General features: G+C 60.0%; 13 protein-coding genes and 1 riboswitch. Of the genes, 5 read left to right on the top strand and 8 right to left on the bottom strand.

The features are described 5' to 3' along the window. Positions 1-173 precede the first annotated feature (173 nt). On the top strand, positions 174-5,051 hold the full coding sequence (locus tag PMI24_RS26295; protein ID WP_007959505.1) for an NEL-type E3 ubiquitin ligase domain-containing protein: 4,878 nt from the start codon (positions 174-176) through the stop codon (positions 5,049-5,051). A gap of 42 nt (positions 5,052-5,093) precedes the next feature. Here the strand turns inward: PMI24_RS26295 and PMI24_RS26300 are convergent, their stop codons facing one another. Next, positions 5,094-5,588, bottom strand: coding sequence for a DUF934 domain-containing protein (locus PMI24_RS26300; RefSeq protein ID WP_007959510.1), 495 nt, complete (start codon positions 5,586-5,588; stop codon positions 5,094-5,096). Then, positions 5,572-7,230, bottom strand: a complete 1,659-nt coding sequence (locus tag PMI24_RS26305) for a nitrite/sulfite reductase (protein ID WP_007959512.1) — start codon at positions 7,228-7,230, stop codon at positions 5,572-5,574. The genes PMI24_RS26300 and PMI24_RS26305 overlap by 17 nt, the downstream gene beginning before the upstream one ends. Before the next feature lie 524 nt (positions 7,231-7,754). Here PMI24_RS26305 and PMI24_RS26310 point away from each other — a divergent pair. After that, positions 7,755-8,828 (top strand): ABC transporter substrate-binding protein, encoded by a 1,074-nt coding sequence (locus PMI24_RS26310; RefSeq protein WP_007959514.1) that lies wholly within the window; start codon positions 7,755-7,757, stop codon positions 8,826-8,828. A gap of 5 nt (positions 8,829-8,833) precedes the next feature. Here PMI24_RS26310 and PMI24_RS26315 read toward each other — a convergent pair whose 3' ends face one another. Next, entirely contained in the window at positions 8,834-9,052 is a 219-nt protein-coding gene (locus PMI24_RS26315) for a DUF2970 domain-containing protein (RefSeq protein WP_007959515.1), read from the bottom strand. A 123-nt stretch (positions 9,053-9,175) separates the two neighbouring features. Then, the gene (gene metH, locus PMI24_RS26320) at positions 9,176-12,886 is read right to left on the bottom strand and encodes a methionine synthase (RefSeq protein WP_007959516.1); all 3,711 of its coding nucleotides are present in this window, start codon (positions 12,884-12,886) and stop codon (positions 9,176-9,178) included. Between the two features lie 158 nt (positions 12,887-13,044). Between metH and PMI24_RS26325 the strand changes: the two genes are divergently transcribed. The 3 genes from PMI24_RS26325 (at position 13,045) to nfuA (ending at position 17,076) form a co-directional block, all read left to right on the top strand. Beyond that, positions 13,045-15,339, top strand: a complete 2,295-nt coding sequence (locus PMI24_RS26325) for a fatty acid cis/trans isomerase (protein WP_007959517.1) — start codon at positions 13,045-13,047, stop codon at positions 15,337-15,339. Between the two features lie 59 nt (positions 15,340-15,398). After that, the gene (locus tag PMI24_RS26330) at positions 15,399-16,400 is read left to right on the top strand and encodes an acyltransferase family protein (RefSeq protein WP_007959518.1); all 1,002 of its coding nucleotides are present in this window, start codon (positions 15,399-15,401) and stop codon (positions 16,398-16,400) included. Between the two features lie 91 nt (positions 16,401-16,491). Then, a complete protein-coding gene (gene nfuA, locus PMI24_RS26335) occupies positions 16,492-17,076 on the top strand; it encodes a Fe-S biogenesis protein NfuA (RefSeq protein ID WP_007959519.1) in 585 nt (194 codons plus the stop codon). A 143-nt stretch (positions 17,077-17,219) separates the two neighbouring features. Here the strand turns inward: nfuA and cobM are convergent, their stop codons facing one another. The 4 genes from cobM to PMI24_RS26355 form a co-directional block, all read right to left on the bottom strand. Then, complete coding sequence (cobM, locus tag PMI24_RS26340; RefSeq protein WP_007959521.1) at positions 17,220-17,966, bottom strand: precorrin-4 C(11)-methyltransferase; 747 nt, start codon at positions 17,964-17,966, stop codon at positions 17,220-17,222. Positions 17,967-18,057: 91 nt separating this feature from the next. Next, positions 18,058-18,471, bottom strand: coding sequence for a cobalamin biosynthesis protein (locus tag PMI24_RS26345; RefSeq protein WP_007959522.1), 414 nt, complete (start codon positions 18,469-18,471; stop codon positions 18,058-18,060). After that, on the bottom strand, positions 18,468-19,169 hold the full coding sequence (locus PMI24_RS26350) for a CbtA family protein (RefSeq protein ID WP_007959523.1): 702 nt from the start codon (positions 19,167-19,169) through the stop codon (positions 18,468-18,470). The genes PMI24_RS26345 and PMI24_RS26350 overlap by 4 nt, the downstream gene beginning before the upstream one ends. An 11-nt stretch (positions 19,170-19,180) precedes the next feature. Next, positions 19,181-19,378 (bottom strand): CbtB domain-containing protein, encoded by a 198-nt coding sequence (locus PMI24_RS26355; protein WP_007959524.1) that lies wholly within the window; start codon positions 19,376-19,378, stop codon positions 19,181-19,183. 121 nt (positions 19,379-19,499) lie between these two features. After that, positions 19,500-19,721, bottom strand: a riboswitch (cobalamin riboswitch). Positions 19,722-19,951: the final 230 nt, after the last annotated feature.

Genomic DNA, 19,951 nt, shown 5'->3' on the forward strand with positions numbered 1-19,951 from the left:
CAATCAGGCTCGCGGGCGTGCTGCATTTTCAGCGGAAGACGGTGCGGTATATAGTTATTTTATAGTTGCATATTGTTGTTGTTTTGTTGGTTGATTCATCAACTAATCGCGCTGTATTGAAAGAGACTGAAACTTTACTCTGAAAGCTCCTCTCAGAAATAAAGTTGCTAAACATGGATGTTGAAAAGAGTGATTCGATTTCGCCTGTCATGACGCCCGCTCAGCAGGGTGTTTTTTTTGACCTGTATAAAAAACAGATTCCTGGCTGGTTGTTGGAGTCTTCGGAAACTGCCCGAAACGATCTTTATGAAAGTTTCAAGACCAGTTTCAAATCCCGTCAAACCGCGCTGGAACAATTGCGCACATTGAAATCCCCTCAGAGCTTTTGCACGCCCCTGCTGGCCAAGGCCATGGCCGAGAAGCTGGGCGAAGACTTTGAGGTCGAAGGGGCGATATTTCAGCATGTGCGCTCTACGTCCAGCCTCTTGGGGCTGCGCAGAAAACTGGTGCTGCCCATCAATCGCGATTTGTTGACCGCGGCCTGCGAGAATTTCGAATTGTCGGAAACCCTGGCCAGCACTTATCACGAGAGTTCCTTGCTGTACATCCCGCAGCAGATAACCGGGCGCAATAATAAGGTATTGTCGATACAGCCTCACGAATTTGCCAGGCTTTGCCGTTATCTGGATCTGGGCAAACAATATCAGAAACATGTGGAAGGGTTCTTCGGTAGCGACAGCGAGGTCGCAAGCTTGCAGGAATCCGCTGTCGCCTATTCCAGTGACCAGTTCGATGTCGAGCGGCATATCGCTTATATGCGTGGGCATATCAGTTCCGATGTTTACCACATGCTTGAGTCGGTCAGGAACTCGGATCCTTCAATTAAGCTGGGCAAGAACACCCTGGGTTATCAAAGCCTTGAAATGCTCGGGGTACAGCTCAGGGGGCCGATGTTCATCGGTCCAGTCAGTGAACATACGGATGGCGATTATCGTTGTGTGGTCTATACCCCTGGCGATCCCGATCATCCTCTCAAGGAATACCCGACCTTCCAGAAATTCGAGCTCGAGTTGAGCGGGCGTTTACGCAACTCGCAGTTTCGCAGTTTTTTCATGCGCTTTATCCAGATGAAGGACAGCTCGGTTTTCCTCACCGGGCTCGATGTACGGCTGTTGAAAGCCCGGCCGAACCAGTTTCCCGTTTCCACGACCTTCCTTCCGCTGACAGGACTCGATCTTCAGGGTGACGCAAGACATAACCTGTTTCTCGCGATGTTCGAGCACCGCGCGGCGCAGGTCCTGGCCGATATTCGCCTGCTGGTGGTGCCGACGGATGATGAAGACGAGAAAACCCGTCTTGCCAGGCACGACACCTACAAAGCCATCGGGCTGAATACCCTGTTGTTCTTTGTGTCCTTCGTACCGGTCCTTGGCGAGGTCATTTGTGCCGTCGCCGGGATACAACTGCTCGGTCAGATCTACGAGGGCTTCGACAGTTGGGCCCACGGTGACCAGGAACATGCCACCGATTGCCTGTTCGACACGCTTGAAAACCTGATCCTCATGGCGGGTTTTGCCGCTGGCGGTGTTGCTGTCGGCAAAGCCTACACAGTCGTGCGTTCGTCGAGTTTCATGCAGGGACTTCGGCGCGTTCCGGCTGGCCCAATGTCTTATCGCCTGTGGAATCCGGACATGGCGGCTTACCGTCAGCGTGAGTCATTGCCGCGCAGTTTTGCTGCGGATGCGCAAGGGCTGGTATGGCGCGCAGACAACCGCTATTTGCCGCTGGGCCCCGACGCTTACGCGGTGCGTCCGGTTACCGGCACCGGTCTGTGGGAGGTACATGACCCGCAACTGCCCGGGCGTTATTCACCGTTGCTTGAGACCAATGGAGTTGGCGCCTGGCGTCATGACTCCGAGCTGCCGAACGAGTGGAGTCCGCTGACCCTGTTCCGTCGTCTGGGTTTTCGCGAGGAAAGGATTTCAGACATCCGTGCCCTGCAAGTCATTGCGGCCAGCGGGATCAGCCAGGCGGCCATGCGCAAGTTGTTTGTCGAACGCGGCAAGCCAATGGCGATGCTCACGGACTCGGTGAGGCGCTTTCGTGCGGACACCGATGCCAGTAAGTTCATGGCGCAAATTGAAACGCCCGCGTCCGCTTCATTGGCGGATGCCGATCTGCAGCTGTATTTGCTGACAGGGGCAGGTCGCTGGCCGCAGGACATGGCCATCCTGGTGAAGGACATCACTGGTAACGAAGTGACACGCTATGGCGCAGACAAGACTGCTCGCCAGGTGAGCCTCAGTGAGGATGCACTGCGCAACGGTCAGTTTTATGCACCTCTTCTGGCGGCACTCAGTGACAGTGAGCGCACTCGCTTGCTGGGTTCGGCCACCGTGGAGTCGAAAAACCAGATTGCGTTACTGGGCAAGCACATTGCCGGGCTGGCGCCGCGGATGCGCATGGCGATGATGGACCGGTTGTTCCGGCGGACCGACGTTTGCGAGCTTTCCAGAGGCGAGTCGATCATCAAGGCGTTTCCAGGGCTTTCAGCCAGTGTTGCCGACGAACTGGTGCAACATGCCGATGCACGTGAGTGGGCGCAGCTTGAATCCGACACTGTACCGTTGCGTCTGGCCGAGGAGGCCAGGCGCTATCAGCTGGTACAGCGGTTGAACCGCGCTTACGAGGGGTTATATCTGGACGCCGCCAGTGGGCGCGATCCCGACATGCTGGTACTCGACACCTTGAGCCATCTGCCGGGCTGGCCTGGCGATGTATTTGTCGAAATTCTGGACTGGGGTGTGTACGCCGATCAGCGGGCCGTCGTTGGCCCGAGCGACGCTACACACAAAGTGCTTGTCGAAGCCTATGCCGAGCGTTATCAGGTTCAGGATGCGCGCAACAATAGCGTCTCCAGTCATCCGTCACGCACCCGGGCGAATTTTTTCCAGGCGCTGTGGGAAAGCCTTCCTGCCCACAGTCGCAAGGCCATCGGCGTTGAAACGGACGTCGACGGCACGGGCTTGCGCCAGAAAATCACTGCATTGGCGCTGCAGCGGCGCGAAGCCTTCGCCAAGGTGCTGGAAATTGCACCGGTGCGCTCGAGTTACCGTTCACCCATGAGGCTGGCAGATCCCCGGATCGAACAGGTCACCGACGAACAATCGGCACCTTCAAGTCCATCTCTGGGCATTTCGCCCGCGCTCGTGCGTCGAGCGCAGGAGTTGTACCCGACCCAATCAACCGCACAGATCAAACGTTTCGTGACCTCACTGGGCGCCGACGAAGTGTTGGCCATCAGATCGCTTGAGCGGTTGCGCGAACAATACCGGACGATGGTGGAAACCCTGGAGCGCTGGACTCATCGCGACACGTATTATCAGGATGAAGAAGGGCCCAGGCTCAAGGTTCCGGTCCACAGCAAGGCCCGGGCCATGCAAGCCATTCTGCGCGCGTGGCGCAAGGAAACCCGCGACGCGTCGCACCCGAGGCATCCGACCTACAATCTGACACTCGATGCGGTGCCGTTGGGGGATATGCCGACCCTTATCGGTGACTTTGCCCACATCACCGCGCTGGAAATGAGCGGCGTTGGCGCCAGTGCAGGTTTGAACACGTTTCTGCGTAATTTTCCCGGACTGAGGGTGCTGAACCTGTCAGGAAACGGACTGACACGCATCCCTGTCGCGATCGGGGACATGCCGGGGCTGACAGGTCTGGACCTGAGCAACAACCGTATCCGGCTTACTCAGCAGACGATTGTAGAGCTGGCCGGCAAGCATCACCTGCACACACTGGATCTGGGCTTCAACCCCCTCTTGGGGCGCACTCCGGATGTCAGCGCGATGCGCAATCTGCGCCACCTGAGTCTGCGCAACACCGGCAGTACCGAATGGCCCGGAACCGATGCGCTTGCGCATCTGGAATCACTCGATCTGCGCAACAACCAGATCGTCGATATCCCGTCTTTCGTGTTCACCTCCCGCGCTGTACTGAATCGGGGCACCACGATCGATGGCAATCCGCTGTCGACAGAAAGTTTGCAAGCCATCGCTGCGTACCAGCAGTCGCAAGGTATAAGTCTGGGCGTTATCACCACCGAGTACACCCGCGCTGCACGGTTGGCCGGTGATCGGGAAGGGGCAGGGTGGGTAAACGGCTTGCCGACGGTGCAGATCGGTCGGGCGAAGCAGGTGTTGTCGTCACTGTCGGCTGATCCGGATTCCCGGGATTTTTTTGAAGTGCTCATGCAACTGTGTGAAACGTCCGATTACGCCCGAACCCGCGAACAGCTCGGGCAGCGAGTATGGAATGTACTGGAAGCTGCCTGCGAGGACGACTCGTTGCGTCGCGCGCTGTTTCGCATGGCCCGCACAGGCTGGAGCAATGCGCCCAATGTTGCGGGACTGTTCAGCGATCTGGAGGTCAGGGTTCTGTGTTATCGGGCAGCGGCGGCGGCCCGCACCGGTACACAGACACTCGAAGGCGATCTGGTTCGTCTGTTGCGCGGGCTGTTCCGGTTGCAGCAGGTAGAAAAACAGGCGTTGCTCGATATCGCGCGGCGTTCCCGCGCAGGAGCTTTCACTCAACGTCAGGCACTGGATATCAGCCTGATTTATCGGGTGCGACTGGCGCAGCGCCTGGCGTTGCCGGCACAACCCACAGAGCTGAATGTGCCACTGGATGCCGAGGTGACCGACGCGCAGATCGATCACGCCTATCTGGAGGTGGTCAGGGCCGAGCAGACGGCGCAGCTCTCGGATTCAGTCAGCAGGCAGGAGTTCTGGGCCGAGTATTTGCTGGCGACACGCCAAGATGCATTTACCAGCGTTCTCGATCGCAGTGCTCACGCGTTCGCGCGTCTGGAATCGCAGGTCGGGCTGTCCCGTGAAGCAGCCAGTGCGCAAATGACGACGATATTCGACAATTTCAGAAATGAAAGCCTGGAACTGCGCAAACAGCTGACCAATGCGGCACTGGCGAGGCATCCAGGGCTGAGCTTGCCGGTCACGCCGGGCCCGAACAGATTGGGAACAAGAGAGGGATAAACGGCAATACCCGAGCCTGCGAATGCAGGCTCGGGTACACGATCAGCGGCGACGGAACAGCGGCAGCGGTTCGTCAGTGGCGGCCTGATAGGTCACCGAGAAGTCCTTGAGGCTTTCCAGTGCGTCGTACGGGTCTTTGTCTGCGCGCAGGGCGAAGGCATCGAAACCGCAACGGCGCATGTAGAACAGCTGGTCGCGCAGCACGTCGCCAATCGCCCGCAATTCGCCTTTGAAACCGTAACGGTCACGCAGCAGGCGGGCGTTGGAGTAGTTGCGACCATCGGTGAACGCCGGGAAGTTCAGGGCAATCACCTGGAATTCATTGACGTCGTCACCGATTTCTTCGGCTTCTTCATCGGCGTCCAGCCACACACCCAGACCGCCATCGCGCGCCTTGAGCATGCGCGCGTGTTCACGCCACAGCTGCAGCGGGACGATCAGGTCGTCGCAGTTGCTGATTTCGTCGATGTTGAAATCCTTGGGCAGCAGGTGCCAGGTTTCGTCGACGACCTCGTTGTTCTTAATGATTCGCTGCATAGACGCGTTCCTTGAAGAGGTCGATGCCAATACGCTGGTAGGTGTCGATGAAACGCTCGTCTTCGGTGCGCTGTTCCACGTACACGTCGATCAGTTTGGAGATCACGTCCGGCATGTCGTCCTGGGCGAACGACGGGCCGAGGATCTTGCCCAGGCTGGCGTCACGGCTGGCGCTGCCGCCGAGCGAGACCTGGTAGAACTCCTCACCTTTCTTGTCCACACCCAGAATGCCGATGTGGCCGACGTGGTGGTGACCGCAGGCGTTCATGCACCCGGAGATGTTCAGGTCCAGTTCACCGATGTCGAACAGGTAGTCCAGGTCGTCGAAACGGCGCTGGATCGATTCGGCGATCGGGATCGACTTGGCGTTTGCCAGCGAGCAGAAATCACCGCCAGGGCAGCAGATGATGTCGGTCAGCAGGCCGATGTTCGGCGTGGCGAAGCCACCTTCACGCAGTTCGCCCCACAGGGTGAACAGCTGGCTCTGCTCGACGTCGGCCAGAATGATGTTCTGCTCGTGGGAGGTGCGCAGTTGACCGAAGCTGTAGCGGTCGGCCAGGTCGGCGACGGCATCGAGCTGCTTGTCGGTAATGTCGCCCGGCGCAACGCCGGTCGGCTTCAGAGACAGGGTCACGGCCACATAGCCCGGCTTCTTGTGCGCCAGGGTGTTGCGGGTGCGCCAGCGGGCGAAGCCCGGATGCTCTTTGTCGAGGGCGGCCAGTTCAGCGTCCTGACTGCTCAGTGCCTTGTAGTCCGGATCGACGAAGTGTTTGGCGACGCGATGAACTTCGGCTTCGGTCAGCGTGGTCTGGCCGCCGCGCAGGTGTTCCATCTCCGCATCGACTTTCTGGGCGAAGACTTCCGGGGTCAGCGCCTTGACGAGGATCTTGATCCGCGCCTTGTATTTGTTGTCACGACGGCCGTAGCGGTTGTAGACCCGCAGGATGGCATCGAGGTAGCTCAACAGGTCCTGCCATGGCAGGAATTCGTTGATGAAGGCGCCGACCACCGGGGTACGACCCAGACCACCGCCGACCAGCACGCGGAAACCGAGTTCGCCAGCAGCGTTGTGCACTGGCTCAAGGCCGATGTCGTGGACTTCGATGGCCGCACGGTCGGAGGTCGAACCGTTGACGGCGATCTTGAATTTACGCGGCAAGTAAGCGAATTCCGGGTGGAAGGTCGTCCACTGACGAACGATTTCGCACCAAGGACGCGGGTCGATCAGCTCATCGAACGCAACACCGGCGAACTGGTCGGTGGTGACGTTGCGCAGGCAGTTGCCGCTGGTCTGGATCGCGTGCATCTGCACGGTGGCCAGCTCGGCGAGAATCTCCGGGATGTCTTCCAGCGCCGGCCAGTTGAACTGCACGTTCTGGCGGGTACTGATGTGGGCGTAGCCCTTGTCATAGTCGCGGGCGATTTTTGCCATCATGCGCATCTGACGCGAAGTCAGCTGGCCGTAAGGCACCGCCACGCGCAACATCGGCGCGAAACGCTGGATATACAGGCCATTTTGCAGGCGCAGGGGGCGGAATTCTTCTTCGCTCAGCTCACCTGCCAGATAGCGTCGGGTCTGATCACGGAACTGCTTGACGCGGTCCTCGATGATCCGCTGATCGTACTCGTCGTATACGTACATATAAGTCCTGTTCTCAGGCTTTGGCCACTCGGAAAACGCTGCGTTTTCGCTTGCTGGAGTCCGATGGTTCCTCTGCAATTCTGCGCGCACGGCCGCGCACTCCCTAAGGGAGCCGGGGCAATATACCCGTTTGCAGTTATGCGCAAAAGTGATGTTTGAGTATATGGAAAGAACCAAATCGCCTAACGAGAATCACTGTCAACTAACCCACATTTGTCGTGCGGACAATCATCGTCTTAACTGTGGTCGAGTCTTTCTGCAATCACCGATAAAACCGACAAGAGGGGATGCAATGAGCAACCCAACCAAGGCAAGGAAAAGCGATAGCAGCGTCGATGCATGGGCCATTCTGTTCCTGATCATTCTGGTCGTTGGAACGGCGGTGTTCTGGGTCAGCCATCAGTAAAACGACTCGTCCGGGCCCGCCTCCGACGATTGTCGGACAAAAAGCGGGATCAGGCGCTAATGGCCGGCGATTGAATGGCTATAATGCGCGGCCATTTTTCCCTGGGCCCGGATGTTTCATGTTCAAGTTTCTCCACATCAGTCTGCTTTTGCTGGGCATGGCCTTCGGGACCAGTGCGCGGGCAGAGTCGGTGTTGTTTCTGAATCCGGGCGCCACCGACGAAGCGTTCTGGGTCAGCTACTCGCAATTCATGCAGGCTGCCGCCCGGGATCTGGGCATCGATCTGCGCATCCTCTATTCCCAGCGCCAGCCCGAAATGACTCTGGCCCAGGCCCGGGTGGCCCTGCAGGGCCCTGATCGCCCCGACTATCTGATGTTCGCCAACGAGCAATACATCGCGCCGCAGATCCTGCGCATGGCCAATCAGAGCGGGGTGAAGCTGTTTATCGTCAATGCCGCACTGACCCCCAATCAGCAAGCGCTGGTCGGGGACCGGGCTGACCGGATCGGCAGCCTCGTGCCCAATGACGAGGAGGGCGGTTACCTGCTGATGAAGGAGTTGATCCGCCTGCATCCACCAGTGGCCCCCGGCGCCAGCATCGAATTGCTGGCGTTCTCTGGCCTGAAGATCACGCCATCGTCGCAGTTGCGCGAGCAAGGCATGCAGCGGGCGCTGGCCGAACATCCTGAGGTCCGTTTGCGGCAACTGGTCTATGGCGGCTGGACACAGCAGCGTGCTTACGAGCAGGCCCGGCAGTTGCTGGTTCGTTACCCGAAGGTGTCACTGGTGTGGGCGGCCAACGACGAAATGGCATTTGGTGCGATGCGAGCGGTTTCAGAGATCGGGAAAGTGCCGGGCAAAGACGTGCTGTTCAGCGCGGTCAATACCTCGCCTGCGGCGTTGCAGGCCATGATCGACGGACGCTTGAGTGCATTGCTCGGCGGTCATTTCACCCTGGGGGGCTGGGCGCTGGTGGAAGTGCACGATCATGCGCAGGGCGTCGACTTGAACCGCTACGGTGGCCGCGACCGGCAGATTTCCTTGCTGCAATTGATCGACAAGGATCATGCCCGCCGAATGCTGGCCATGGGCACCTCACCGGACTACGGCGTGCGCTTTCGCAAGCTCTCGGCGAAGGGCCGTCCGGTTTCGTATCGCTATCCGTTCAATCTGCAGACGTTGATGCGCTGAGCGGATCAGACGCCCGCCAGATGCACCACCAGTTGCACAATGCCGAACAGCGTCAGGGCGAACACCGCCGTGAACGCGATGCCCAGGAAGATGAAATGGCTGGGCTTGCCGTGGGTGAAGTCCCTTGCCCGGTTCTTGCCGCTCTGCACGCCGAACGCCGCCGCCATGACGCTGTGCAGCATCTGCCAGAAGGTCGGTGGCTTGTTGTCGACTGGATCGTCCATAAATCCCCCGTCTGCCGTGTGTGTCAGACAAGCATAGCCAACCGTTTTCAGGCCGCAGAAATAACTGTGGGAGCCAATAGGCTCCCACAGGGTGTCGCGCGTAGCTGATTTAGTTGTCGTAACTCAATTGTCGTAACCCAGATTCGGCGCCAGCCAGCGCTCGGTCAGGCTCAGTTCCTGGCCTTTGCGCGAGGTGTAGCTCTGCACCTGATCCTTGTCGACCTTGCCCACCGCGAAGTACTGCGCCTGCGGATGGGCGAAGTACCAGCCGCTGACCGCTGCCGCCGGGAACATCGCGTAGTGCTCGGTGAGGAACACGCCGCTGCGACCGGCGCGCATTTCCTGGGCTTCAGGGTCGAGCAGGGCGAACAGGGTGGCCTTCTCGGTGTGATCCGGGCAGGCCGGGTAGCCCGGGGCAGGGCGGATGCCGGAATACTGCTCTTTGATCAGCGCCTCGTTGTCGAGGGCTTCATCCTTGGCGTAACCCCAGTGCTCTTTACGCACCTGCTGGTGCAGCCACTCGGCGCAGGCTTCGGCCAGACGGTCGGCGAGGGCCTTGACCATGATCGAGTTGTAATCGTCGCCAGCGTCCTGATAGGCCTTGGCCACTTCTTCGGCGCCGATGCCGGCGGTGGTGATGAAACCACCGACATAGTCGGTCACTTCACTGTCCTTCGGCGCGACGAAGTCGGCCAGGGAGAAGTTCGGTTTACCGTCGGTCTTGATGATCTGCTGGCGCAGGTGATGCAGGCGGGCCATCGGCTTGCCGTCATCGCCGTACAGCTCGATATCGTCGTCATGGACCTGATTGGCCGGCCAGAAGCCGAACACCGCACGGGCGCTGATCAGCTTCTCGTCGATCAGCTTGGTCAGCATCTCGCGGGCGTCCTTGTACAGCGAGGTCGCGGCTTCACCGACCACTTCGTCTTCGAGGATGCGCGGGAATTTGCCAGCCAGGTCCCAGGAGATGAAGAACGGCGTCCAGTCGATGTACTCGGCCAGCACGTTGAGGTCGATGTTGTCCAGCACGCGGGTGCCGGTGAAGGTCGGTTTGACCGGGGTGTAGGAGGCCCAGTCGAACTGCGGTTTTTTCGCGATCGACGCGGCGTAGCTCAGACGCTCGGTGCGGGCGCTGCGGTTGGCAGTGCGCTCGCGGACGTCGATGTACTCTTCGCGGGTCTTCTGAACGAAACCGGCTTTCAGTTCCTTGGACAGCAACTGTGTCGCCACGCCCACGGCGCGGGAGGCGTCGGTGACGTAGACCACTGCGTCGTTGCTGTACTTGGGTTCGATCTTCACCGCCGTGTGCGCCTTGGAGGTGGTCGCGCCGCCGATCATCAGCGGCAGGTGGAAATCCTGACGCTGCATCTCGCGGGCCACGTGGACCATTTCATCCAGCGACGGAGTGATCAGGCCGGACAGGCCGATGATGTCGCACTTCTGCTCCTTGGCCACCTGCAGGATTTTCTCGGCCGGGACCATCACGCCGAGGTCGACGATGTCATAGCCGTTGCAACCCAGCACCACGCCGACGATGTTCTTGCCGATATCGTGCACGTCGCCTTTCACGGTGGCCATCAGGATCTTGCCCTTGGCTTCCGGCTTGTCGCCTTTTTCAAGTTCGATGAACGGGATCAAGTGGGCCACGGCCTGTTTCATCACGCGGGCAGATTTCACCACCTGTGGCAGGAACATTTTGCCGGCGCCGAACAGGTCACCGACGATGTTCATGCCGGACATCAGCGGGCCTTCGATCACTTCGATCGGGCGCGCAAACGACTGACGGGATTCTTCGGTGTCTTCGACGATGTGAGTGGTGATGCCTTTGACCAGCGCATGCTCCAGACGCTTGTTGACGTCCCAGCTGCGCCACTCTTCGGTCTCGGCTTCCTTGACGCTGCCGTCGCCCTTGTACTTGTCGGCGATGGCGAGGAGGGCATCGGTGCCTTCCGGCGTGCGGTTGAGGATCACGTCTTCAACGGCGTCGCGCAGTTCCTGCGGGATCTGGTCGTAGATCTCCAGCTGACCGGCGTTGACGATGCCCATGGTCAGGCCGGCGCGGATCGCGTACAGCAGGAACACCGAGTGGATCGCCTCGCGCACCGGGTTGTTGCCGCGGAACGAGAACGACACGTTGGACACGCCGCCGGAGCTCAGGGCATACGGCAGTTCGTCACGGATGTAGGCACAGGCGTTGATGAAGTCCACAGCGTAGTTGTTGTGTTCTTCGATGCCGGTGGCCACGGCGAAGATGTTCGGGTCGAAGATGATGTCTTCCGGCGGGAAGCCGACTTCGTTGACCAGAATGTCGTAGGAGCGTTTGCAGATTTCTTTCTTGCGCGCTTCGGTGTCGGCCTGGCCGGCTTCGTCGAACGCCATCACTACAACTGCCGCGCCGTAGCGTTTGCACAGTTTGGCGTGGTGGATGAACTGCTCGACGCCTTCTTTCATGCTGATCGAGTTGACGATGCCCTTGCCCTGAATGCACTTGAGGCCGGCTTCGATCACTTCCCATTTCGAGGAGTCGATCATGATCGGTACGCGGGAGATGTCCGGCTCGCCGGCAATCAGATTGAGGAAGGTCACCATGGCCTTCTTCGAATCGAGCATCCCTTCGTCCATGTTGATGTCGATCACCTGGGCGCCGGCCTCGACCTGCTGCAGGGCGACTTCCAGGGCTTCGGTGTAGTTGTCTTCACGGATCAGGCGGGCGAATTTCGCGGAACCGGTGATGTTGGTCCGCTCGCCGACGTTGACGAACAGCGAGCTGCGATCGATGGTGAACGGTTCCAGGCCCGACAGTCGGCATGCCTTGGGAATGTCCGGTATCTGCCGTGGCGCATAACCGGCGACAGCTTTGGCGATGGCTTCGATGTGGCCCGGGGTGGTGCCGCAGCAACCGCCGACGATGTTGAGGAAACCGCTCTGGGCGAATTCTTCGATGACTTTGGCGGTGTCCACCGGCAGTTCGTCGTACTCGCCGAATTCGTTCGGCAGGCCGGCGTTTGGGTGCGCTGAGACGTGGGTGCTGGCCTTGTCCGACAGCTCTTCCAGGTACGGACGCAGTTCGCGGGCACCGAGGGCGCAGTTCAGGCCGACCGAAATCGGTTTGGCGTGGGCCACGGAGTTCCAGAACGCTTCGGTGGTCTGGCCCGACAGGGTACGGCCGGAGGCGTCGGTGATGGTGCCGGAAATCATGATCGGCAACTCGAAGCCCAGTTCTTCGAACACGCCTTGCACGGCGAAGATCGCGGCTTTGGCGTTGAGAGTGTCGAAGATGGTTTCGATCAGGATCAGGTCGGCGCCGCCCTCGATCAGGCCTTTGGTGGCCTCCGTGTAGTTTTCCACCAGCTCATCGAAGGTGACGTTGCGATAGCCCGGGTTGTTGACGTCCGGCGACAGCGAGCAGGTGCGACTGGTCGGGCCCAGCACGCCGGCGACGAAGCGCGGCTTGTCCGGGTTCTCGGTAGTCTTGGCGTCAGCGACCTTGCGTGCCAGTCGTGCACCTTCTACGTTGAGTTCGTAGGCCAGTTCTTCCATGCCGTAGTCGGCCATGGAAATGCGGGTGGCGTTGAAGGTGTTGGTTTCAAGGATGTCGGCGCCGGCATCCAGGTAGGCCTTCTCGATGCCGCCGATCACGTCGGGACGGGTAATAACCAACAGGTCGTTGTTTCCCTTGACGTCGCTCGGCCAGTCGGCGAAGCGTTTGCCGCGATAATCCTGCTCTTCGAGCTTGTAGCTCTGGATCATCGTGCCCATGCCGCCATCGAGAATCAGGATGCGCTCTTTGAGAGCTTGCTTGAGAGCTTGAAGGCGGACGCTGCGATCGGACATTGGGACTACTCGAAAAAGACCATGACGAAGGAGCGGGATCATAACAAACCTGTGCCGATTTAGAGCATGTGGCGTTTTTGCATGAATATCGCTCATGTTGGTACGGGCGTCATAACGGTAGAATCGCGGCGTTTTTATTCAGGATCAGGATCAGGGATATGTCGTACCGCGTCGTCAGCATGGTGTTGCTGTTTTTGAGTTTTGGCGCGGCGGCGCAGAATCCCGCTATTTCTTCTCCTATCTCCTACACCCGAGACATCCAGCCGATCTTCACCGAGAAGTGCGTGGCCTGCCATGCGTGCTACGACTCTGCCTGCCAGTTGAACCTGGGCAGCGGCGAAGGTGCGGCCCGTGGCGCGAGCAAGATGCCGGTCTACGATGGCGAGCGCACCCAGGCGGCGCCGACCACCCGGTTGTTCTATGACGCCTTCGGCAAACGCGCCTGGCAGCAAAAAGACTTTTATTCGGTACTCGACGCCCAAGGCAGTCAGGCCGCTCTGATGGCACGCATGCTGGAGCTGGGACACAAAACGCCGCTGACACCCAACGCCAAACTGCCGGAAGAAATCGTGCTGGGCCTCAATCGCGAGAACCTGTGCGCGATGCCCGCCGAGTTCGTCGGCTATGCCGGAGCCCATCCGAAAGAAGGCATGCCGCTTGCGGTGACCGGCCTGACCGATCAGCAATATCAGACGCTGCAACGCTGGCTGGCGTCCGGCGCGCCGATCGATGAGCAAGGCCTGGCGCCGAGCACCAAGGAAGCGCTGCAAATCGTCCAGTGGGAAAACCTGCTCAACCAGCCCGGCGCGCGGGAAAGTCTGGTCGGGCGCTGGCTGTACGAGCACTGGTTCCTGGCGCACATCTATTTCAAGGACGGCGAGCCGGGGCATTACTTCCAGTGGGTGCGTTCGCGCACACCAACCGGCCAGCCGATCGACCTGATCGCCACCCGTCGCCCGAACGACGATCCGGGCACTCAGGTGTATTACCGCCTGTGGCCGGTGCAGGGCGTGATCGTGCACAAGACCCACATCACTTATCCGCTGAGCGCGGCGAAGATGGCGCGGGTCAAAAGCCTGTTCTACAACGGTAACTGGCAAGTCAACGCCTTGCCGGGCTATGGGCCGCAGAGCCGGGCCAACCCGTTCGCGACCTTCGAGGCGATCCCGGCGCAGGCGCGTTATCAGTTCATGCTCGATAACGCCGAATACTTCGTGCGCACCTTCATTCGCGGCCCGGTATGCCGTGGGCAGATCGCAACCGACGTGATCCGCGACAACTTCTGGGCGCTGTTCCAGGCCCCGGAACACGACCTGTACATCACCGACCCGAACTATCGCGGCCAGGCCACGCCGTTGTTGGCCATGCCGGGGCAGAACGACGATGTCGGCAGTGTCCTGAGCCTGTGGCACAACTACCGCAACAAGCGAAACAAATACGAAGCCCTACGCCGTGACAGCTACGCCGACCTGCCGGCACCGAGCTGGTCGACCCTGTGGGCCGGCAACGACAACGCCCTGCTCAGCATCTTCCGCCACTTCGACAGTGCCTCGGTGACCAAGGGCTTGATCGGCGAGGTGCCGCAGACCATGTGGTTGTTCGACTATCCGCTGCTGGAGCGCACGTATTACCAGTTGGCGGTGAATTTCGATGTGTTCGGCAACGTCTCCCATCAGGCGCAAACGCGCTTGTATTTCGACCTGATCCGCAACGGCGCCGAACAGAACTTCCTGCGCCTGATGCCCGCTGATTCCCGTGAGGGTTACCTCGACGATTGGTACCAGAGCAGCGGCCAGTTCAAGATGTGGCTCGATTACGAAGCCATCGACGACGACAAGCCGACCGCGCTGAAACTCGACGAAAAAGACCCGAAACGCGATTTCGCCATGCAGTTGCTGGCGCGTTACGGCGATCTCAACGCGCGTCCGGATCCGATCAACCGCTGCGAAGACGCTTATTGCTCGCGCCCGAACATTGATCCGGCGTTGCAGAACGCCGAGCAGGCCCTCAGTCGCCTGACTTCGCGCCCGGCAGCCGGCCTGAAAGTGATCGATCAATTGCCGGAAGCGACCATGCTGCGGGTCGAAACCCGCAGCGGCAAACGCGAGGTCTACAGCCTGCTGCGCAACCGTGCGCACAGCAACGTGGCGTTCCTGCTCGGCGAATCGTTGCGCTATCAACCGGGGCTGGACACGCTGACGATCTATCCGGGTGTGCTCAGCAGCTACCCGAATTTCATGTTCAACATCCCGGCGGATCAGGTGCCGGCGTTTGTTGATGCCATGGAGAGTGCAAAGGACGCGGCGCAGTTCGAGAAAATCGTCGAACGTTGGGGTATCCGTCGCAGCCATCCGCAGTTCTGGTTCTATTTCCACGACCTCAGCCAATACATCCACGAAACCGATCCGGTGGAAGAGGGCGTGCTGGACATGAACCGGTACGAGAATCTTTGATCGTTTGAGCGATGGCGGTTGTCCCAATCCTGTGAAGTACGGGATCGGGAGCACCATCGATGTTGATTTCAGTGCAGGCCCTGCGAGCGCTCGCCGCGTGGGCGGTGGTCTGCCATCACTTCATGCAGATTTTCTTCGACTTCGAGGCGCGCGGGCCGATAGGCCAGCTGTTCATCGACAAGGGCGCCGTGGGCGTCGATATCTTTTTCGTGATCAGCGGGCTGGTGATTTTCCTGTCCACCGAAGGCAAGGCACTGCCGCCGGCGCGGTTTCTGTTGTATCGGCTGTTTCGGATTGTCCCGGCGTATTGGCTCTACACGGTGCTGATGGCGTTGCTGGTGGTATTCGCCCGGCCGTTGCTGCCGGATCAGACGGTGGACTGGAGTCATTTGCTGCTGTCGTTGCTGTTTATCCCGACGGAAAACCCCGGCGGCTACGGGATCTATCCGACCCTGAATGTCGGCTGGACCCTGAATTACGAAATGCTGTTCTACGTGCTGTTCGCCTGGGCGCTGTTGTTCCGGCTGCAAGTGCGCTTGCTGGTGGTCGCGGCGCTGCTGTTTGCGGTGTGTCAGGCCTGGACCGGGTTTGGCTGGGTCAGCGAGTTTTATCGCTCGGACATCGTTTATGAGTTCCTGCTGGGGATCGGCATCGGCATGCTCTACCGTCGCGGCTGGGTCGGCTCGGCGCTCTGGCTACCCTTATTGGGGATCGGTGCGGCGTTGCTGGCAATCTATCTCCTGCCGCCGGAACCCCGTTTGCTGAATTGGGGCGTGCCCAGTGCAGTGCTGGTCATGGCCAGCATGGCGCTGGAGCGGCATGTCGAGCGCAACAGGCTGCTCAAGCTGCTGGGTGACTGTTCTTACTCGGTGTATCTGATGCATGTGCTGGTGCTGTCGGCCGGCGGTTATCTGGCCCGACGCTACGGGATCAACCCGTATTTGATGTTTGTCGTCTGTGCGCTGGCCATCGCTATCGGTTCATGGCTGAGCTACGAATGGGTGGAAAAACGCAGTTATCAATGGCTTAAAGCGCGGATTGACGGTGAACCTGGCGCCTAGCCGATTTGCGAACTATTCCTACGTAAATACTAGGACTTTGTGCCGCGCGCCGATTGGCGTAAACTCCGCCTCAAGCCTGCGAGGAGTCTCCATGACCGCTATTACCATTACCGACGCCGCCCATGATTACCTGGCCGATCTGCTCTCCAAGCAGAACACCCCGGGCATCGGCATCCGCGTTTTCATCACCCAGCCTGGCACCCAGTACGCCGAAACCTGCATTGCCTACTGCAAGCCGGGCGAAGAGAAACCTGAAGACACGGCGCTGGGGCTGAAAAGCTTCACCGCTTACATCGACTCGTTCAGCGAAGCGTTTCTCGATGATGCCGTCGTCGACTACGCCACCGACCGCATGGGCGGCCAGTTGACCATCAAGGCACCAAACGCCAAAGTCCCGATGGTCAACGCTGACAGCCCGATCAACGAGCGCATCAACTACTACCTGCAAACCGAAATCAACCCGGGGCTGGCCAGCCACGGCGGGCAGGTCAGCCTGATCGACGTCGTTGAAGACGGCATTGCCGTGCTGCAGTTCGGCGGCGGTTGCCAGGGCTGCGGCCAGGCGGACGTAACCCTGAAGGAAGGCATCGAGCGCACCTTGCTCGAGCGCATTCCGGAGCTCAAGGGCGTGCGCGACGTGACCGACCACACGCAGAAAGAAAACGCCTACTACTAAGGTGTTCGCTGCGGCATGAAAAACGGCGCCCCGTGAGCGCCGTTTTTTTATGCCAGAAATTCAGCGCCCGATATCGCGAGCAGGCTCGCTCCCACAGGGAAATACGGTCTACTGTGGGAGCGAGCCTGCTCGCGATGGGGCCGTTATGGGCGGTAAAGATGTGCGTGCCCGGCGCGATACAGCGAAGACTCACTGAAATGATCGCTGCCCAACACCCGCCCAACCAGAATCAACGCCGTACGCCGAAACCCCTTGGCGGCTACCTTCCCGGCAATATCCTCCAGCGTCCCGACCACCCAGTCCTGATCCGGCCACGTCGCCCGGTGAATCACCGCGATCGGGCAATCCGCGCCGTAATGCGGCAGCAGCTCAGCCAGGATCTTCTCCAGATGATTGACCCCCAGATGAATCGCCATGGTCGCCCCGTGCTGCGCCAGACTGCCGAGCTCCTCGCCAACCGGCATCGCGGTCTTGTCCGCATATCGGGTAAGAATCACGCTTTGCGAGATGTCCGGCAGGGTCAGTTCGGCGCCCAACAGCGCGGCGCACGCGGCGGTGGCGGTCACACCGGGAATGATCTCGAACGGAATACCCAGCTCGCGCAAATAACGAATCTGCTCGCCAATGGCGCCATACAGACTCGGATCCCCCGAATGTACCCGCGCCACATCCTGGCCCTTGGCGTGGGCGGCCTTGATCAGGTCGATGATCTGCTCCAGGTGCAGCTCGGCGCTGTTGACCACGGTTTCAGCGCAATGACCTTCCAGCACTGCCGTCGGCACCAGTGAACCTGCGTAGATGATCACCGGGCAACTGCGGATCAGCCGCTGGCCTTTGACAGTGATCAATTCCGGGTCGCCGGGGCCGGCGCCGATGAAGTAAACGGTCATCGTTGGATCCTGTAGAAAAGGGGCAGGGCGGTGCGTCACAAGCCCTTCAGATGAAGAATGCTCATGATCGAAAGCGGGGATTATCGGGAATTTACGCCGCGCCGGCCAATGCCAGAGTTGCCTGAGCGTACTTTTGCCGGGAAATCAGCAGTTTTGCCGGGCCGCTGATCAGCTGTTCGGCGAGCGCCAGCGCGGCACTTTCCGCCACACCGTAGCAACCGGTGCGTTCGAAGGCGATTTGCGAATGGTGACTCAAACGTTGCTGATAACTGGCCAGTTCCTCGCTGCTGAAGTACAGCAATGGCAGCGCCAGTTGGGTGGCGAGTTCCTGCAAACCGGGTTCGTCGCGCTTGAGGTCGATACTGGCGAGCGCCTTGACCTTCTCAAGATCAATTCGATGCGCCTGCAACGCCTGATCAAGTAATGCACGCAGCGTGCTGGCCGGGCAGCCGCGCTGGCAGCCCAGGCCGACCACGAAGGTCGGCGCTGCGCTGTCATCGGTCATGCGTGGTACTGACCTTCGCTTTTGCGGCGGAACAACCAGGTGCTGATCAGGCCCAGGGCCAGCCAGAACGCGACGTTGGTCAGCTGCGAAGCGATTTTGAACTGAGCTTCGAGGGCTTCCGGGGCGAGCATCGAATGCACTTCCGGTTGTGGCGCGCCGATCACATGCGGCACGGCAAGGATCGCCACGCCGAGGATCTTCATCAGCCAGTGACGGCTGAACGCGATCAAGGACAGGCCGACAGCGGTGGAGGCGGCGGTGCCGATCCACCACATCTGCCGCGAGGCCAGATCCGCAGCGGCAGTGCCTGGCAATTCAGGTGGCAGACCCATGGTCGGGGCGAGCACGAAGGTCGCATAACCGGCCAGACCCCAGAGCAGGCCTTGCGATGTTTTGGTCGGCGCACGCAGGGTGTACAGGCCAGCCAGCATCAGGGCAAAACCCACGGCAACCACCAGGTTGCCGCCAGTGGTGGAGACCACGCGCTGCCAGCCATCTTCCGGCTCCCAGGCTTCGGCATCGTGTGTATGGGCGGCGGTGCCGGCGGCGTGTTCGTGAACTTCGGCAACCGGCTCGGCTTTCTCGAAGGTCTCGGCCTGCAGAATCAGCGGCGAAACCCAGAAGCTTTGCAGCAACGTCAGGAGCAGGGCGGCCAGAAGGCCGGTGAAACCTGCGGTCTGCGCAATACGCTTGATCATGTCGTCAGGTCTCAGTGGCACGGGAACGCGGCGCTGTGGCGGGTATCGTGAGCGGCGTTGTGCACCGCTTCGATGTGCGAGAAACCGGCGAAATACACGAGGCACGCACCGAGGATCGACGCGCAGACGGCGGCGGTCAGGCGTTGGCTCAGGGTGGTGGTGCTGGAGATCTTGTCCGAATTGCTGCCGGTGCTGCTGATGATCGACATGGCGCTTCCCTCTGGAGTGTCAGTGGGTGAATAGAGCGCATGAAAACCCCTGCGGCCGGGCACGCAGAGGTTCGAACAGCGCCCGCCCACCGCGGGTTTGTTATGTTCAGTGACGCAAGATGCGCACTGTGTGTTGCGGGCCGGTCTCCGGGCTCACGAGGGGTTGGCGTCTGGCCGACCTGCAAGCGTCACCTTCCCATGCCTGTGGGCACAGTGGATCTGACGCTTCGCTCGCTTACCGTTGCGGGGGCAGCACCGGACTGACATGGCTTTAGAGTAAAGCACATGATTCACCGGTTTCCCGTTTCACCCTGTGAGGGGCACCCGTAACAAGTTGTGTAGGAGACCATGGGTTGGGGAATTTAGTCAATTTTGTGGGCAGATCCGTTGCTGCGGTTATGGCTGCTTAGGGTTCCGCCCTTACGGCGGGTCACTTTTGGCAAACGCCCCAAAAGTAACCAAAAGGTCTCTAACCCTGACGTACGGCCCCTCGCTGAGGCTCGGGGTTCCTTCGCTCCGGGATTGATCCGGGGGCATCGCCTACGGTTTGCTTCGCTGCACCTCCTCTCGATG

Origin of the sequence: Pseudomonas sp. GM25 (genome assembly GCF_000282255.1) — a bacterium.
GTDB lineage: Bacteria > Pseudomonadota > Gammaproteobacteria > Pseudomonadales > Pseudomonadaceae > Aquipseudomonas > Aquipseudomonas aphyarum.

Bases quoted from the DNA above. Each gene is read 5' to 3' on its own strand.
- PMI24_RS26295 (WP_007959505.1), top strand. From the start codon at position 174: ATGGATGTTGAAAAGAGTGATTCGATTTCGCCTGTCATGACGCCCGCT.
- PMI24_RS26310 (WP_007959514.1), top strand. From the start codon at position 7,755: ATGTTCAAGTTTCTCCACATCAGTCTGCTTTTGCTGGGCATGGCCTTC.
- PMI24_RS26350 (WP_007959523.1), bottom strand. From the start codon at position 19,169: ATGATCAAGCGTATTGCGCAGACCGCAGGTTTCACCGGCCTTCTGGCC.
- cobM (WP_007959521.1), bottom strand. From the start codon at position 17,966: ATGACCGTTTACTTCATCGGCGCCGGCCCCGGCGACCCGGAATTGATC.
- PMI24_RS26345 (WP_007959522.1), bottom strand. From the start codon at position 18,471: ATGACCGATGACAGCGCAGCGCCGACCTTCGTGGTCGGCCTGGGCTGC.
- nfuA (WP_007959519.1), top strand. From the start codon at position 16,492: ATGACCGCTATTACCATTACCGACGCCGCCCATGATTACCTGGCCGAT.
- PMI24_RS26355 (WP_007959524.1), bottom strand. From the start codon at position 19,378: ATGTCGATCATCAGCAGCACCGGCAGCAATTCGGACAAGATCTCCAGC.
- PMI24_RS26330 (WP_007959518.1), top strand. From the start codon at position 15,399: ATGTTGATTTCAGTGCAGGCCCTGCGAGCGCTCGCCGCGTGGGCGGTG.
- PMI24_RS26305 (WP_007959512.1), bottom strand. From the start codon at position 7,230: ATGTACGTATACGACGAGTACGATCAGCGGATCATCGAGGACCGCGTC.
- metH (WP_007959516.1), bottom strand. From the start codon at position 12,886: ATGTCCGATCGCAGCGTCCGCCTTCAAGCTCTCAAGCAAGCTCTCAAA.
- PMI24_RS26300 (WP_007959510.1), bottom strand. From the start codon at position 5,588: ATGCAGCGAATCATTAAGAACAACGAGGTCGTCGACGAAACCTGGCAC.
- PMI24_RS26325 (WP_007959517.1), top strand. From the start codon at position 13,045: ATGTCGTACCGCGTCGTCAGCATGGTGTTGCTGTTTTTGAGTTTTGGC.
- PMI24_RS26315 (WP_007959515.1), bottom strand. From the start codon at position 9,052: ATGGACGATCCAGTCGACAACAAGCCACCGACCTTCTGGCAGATGCTG.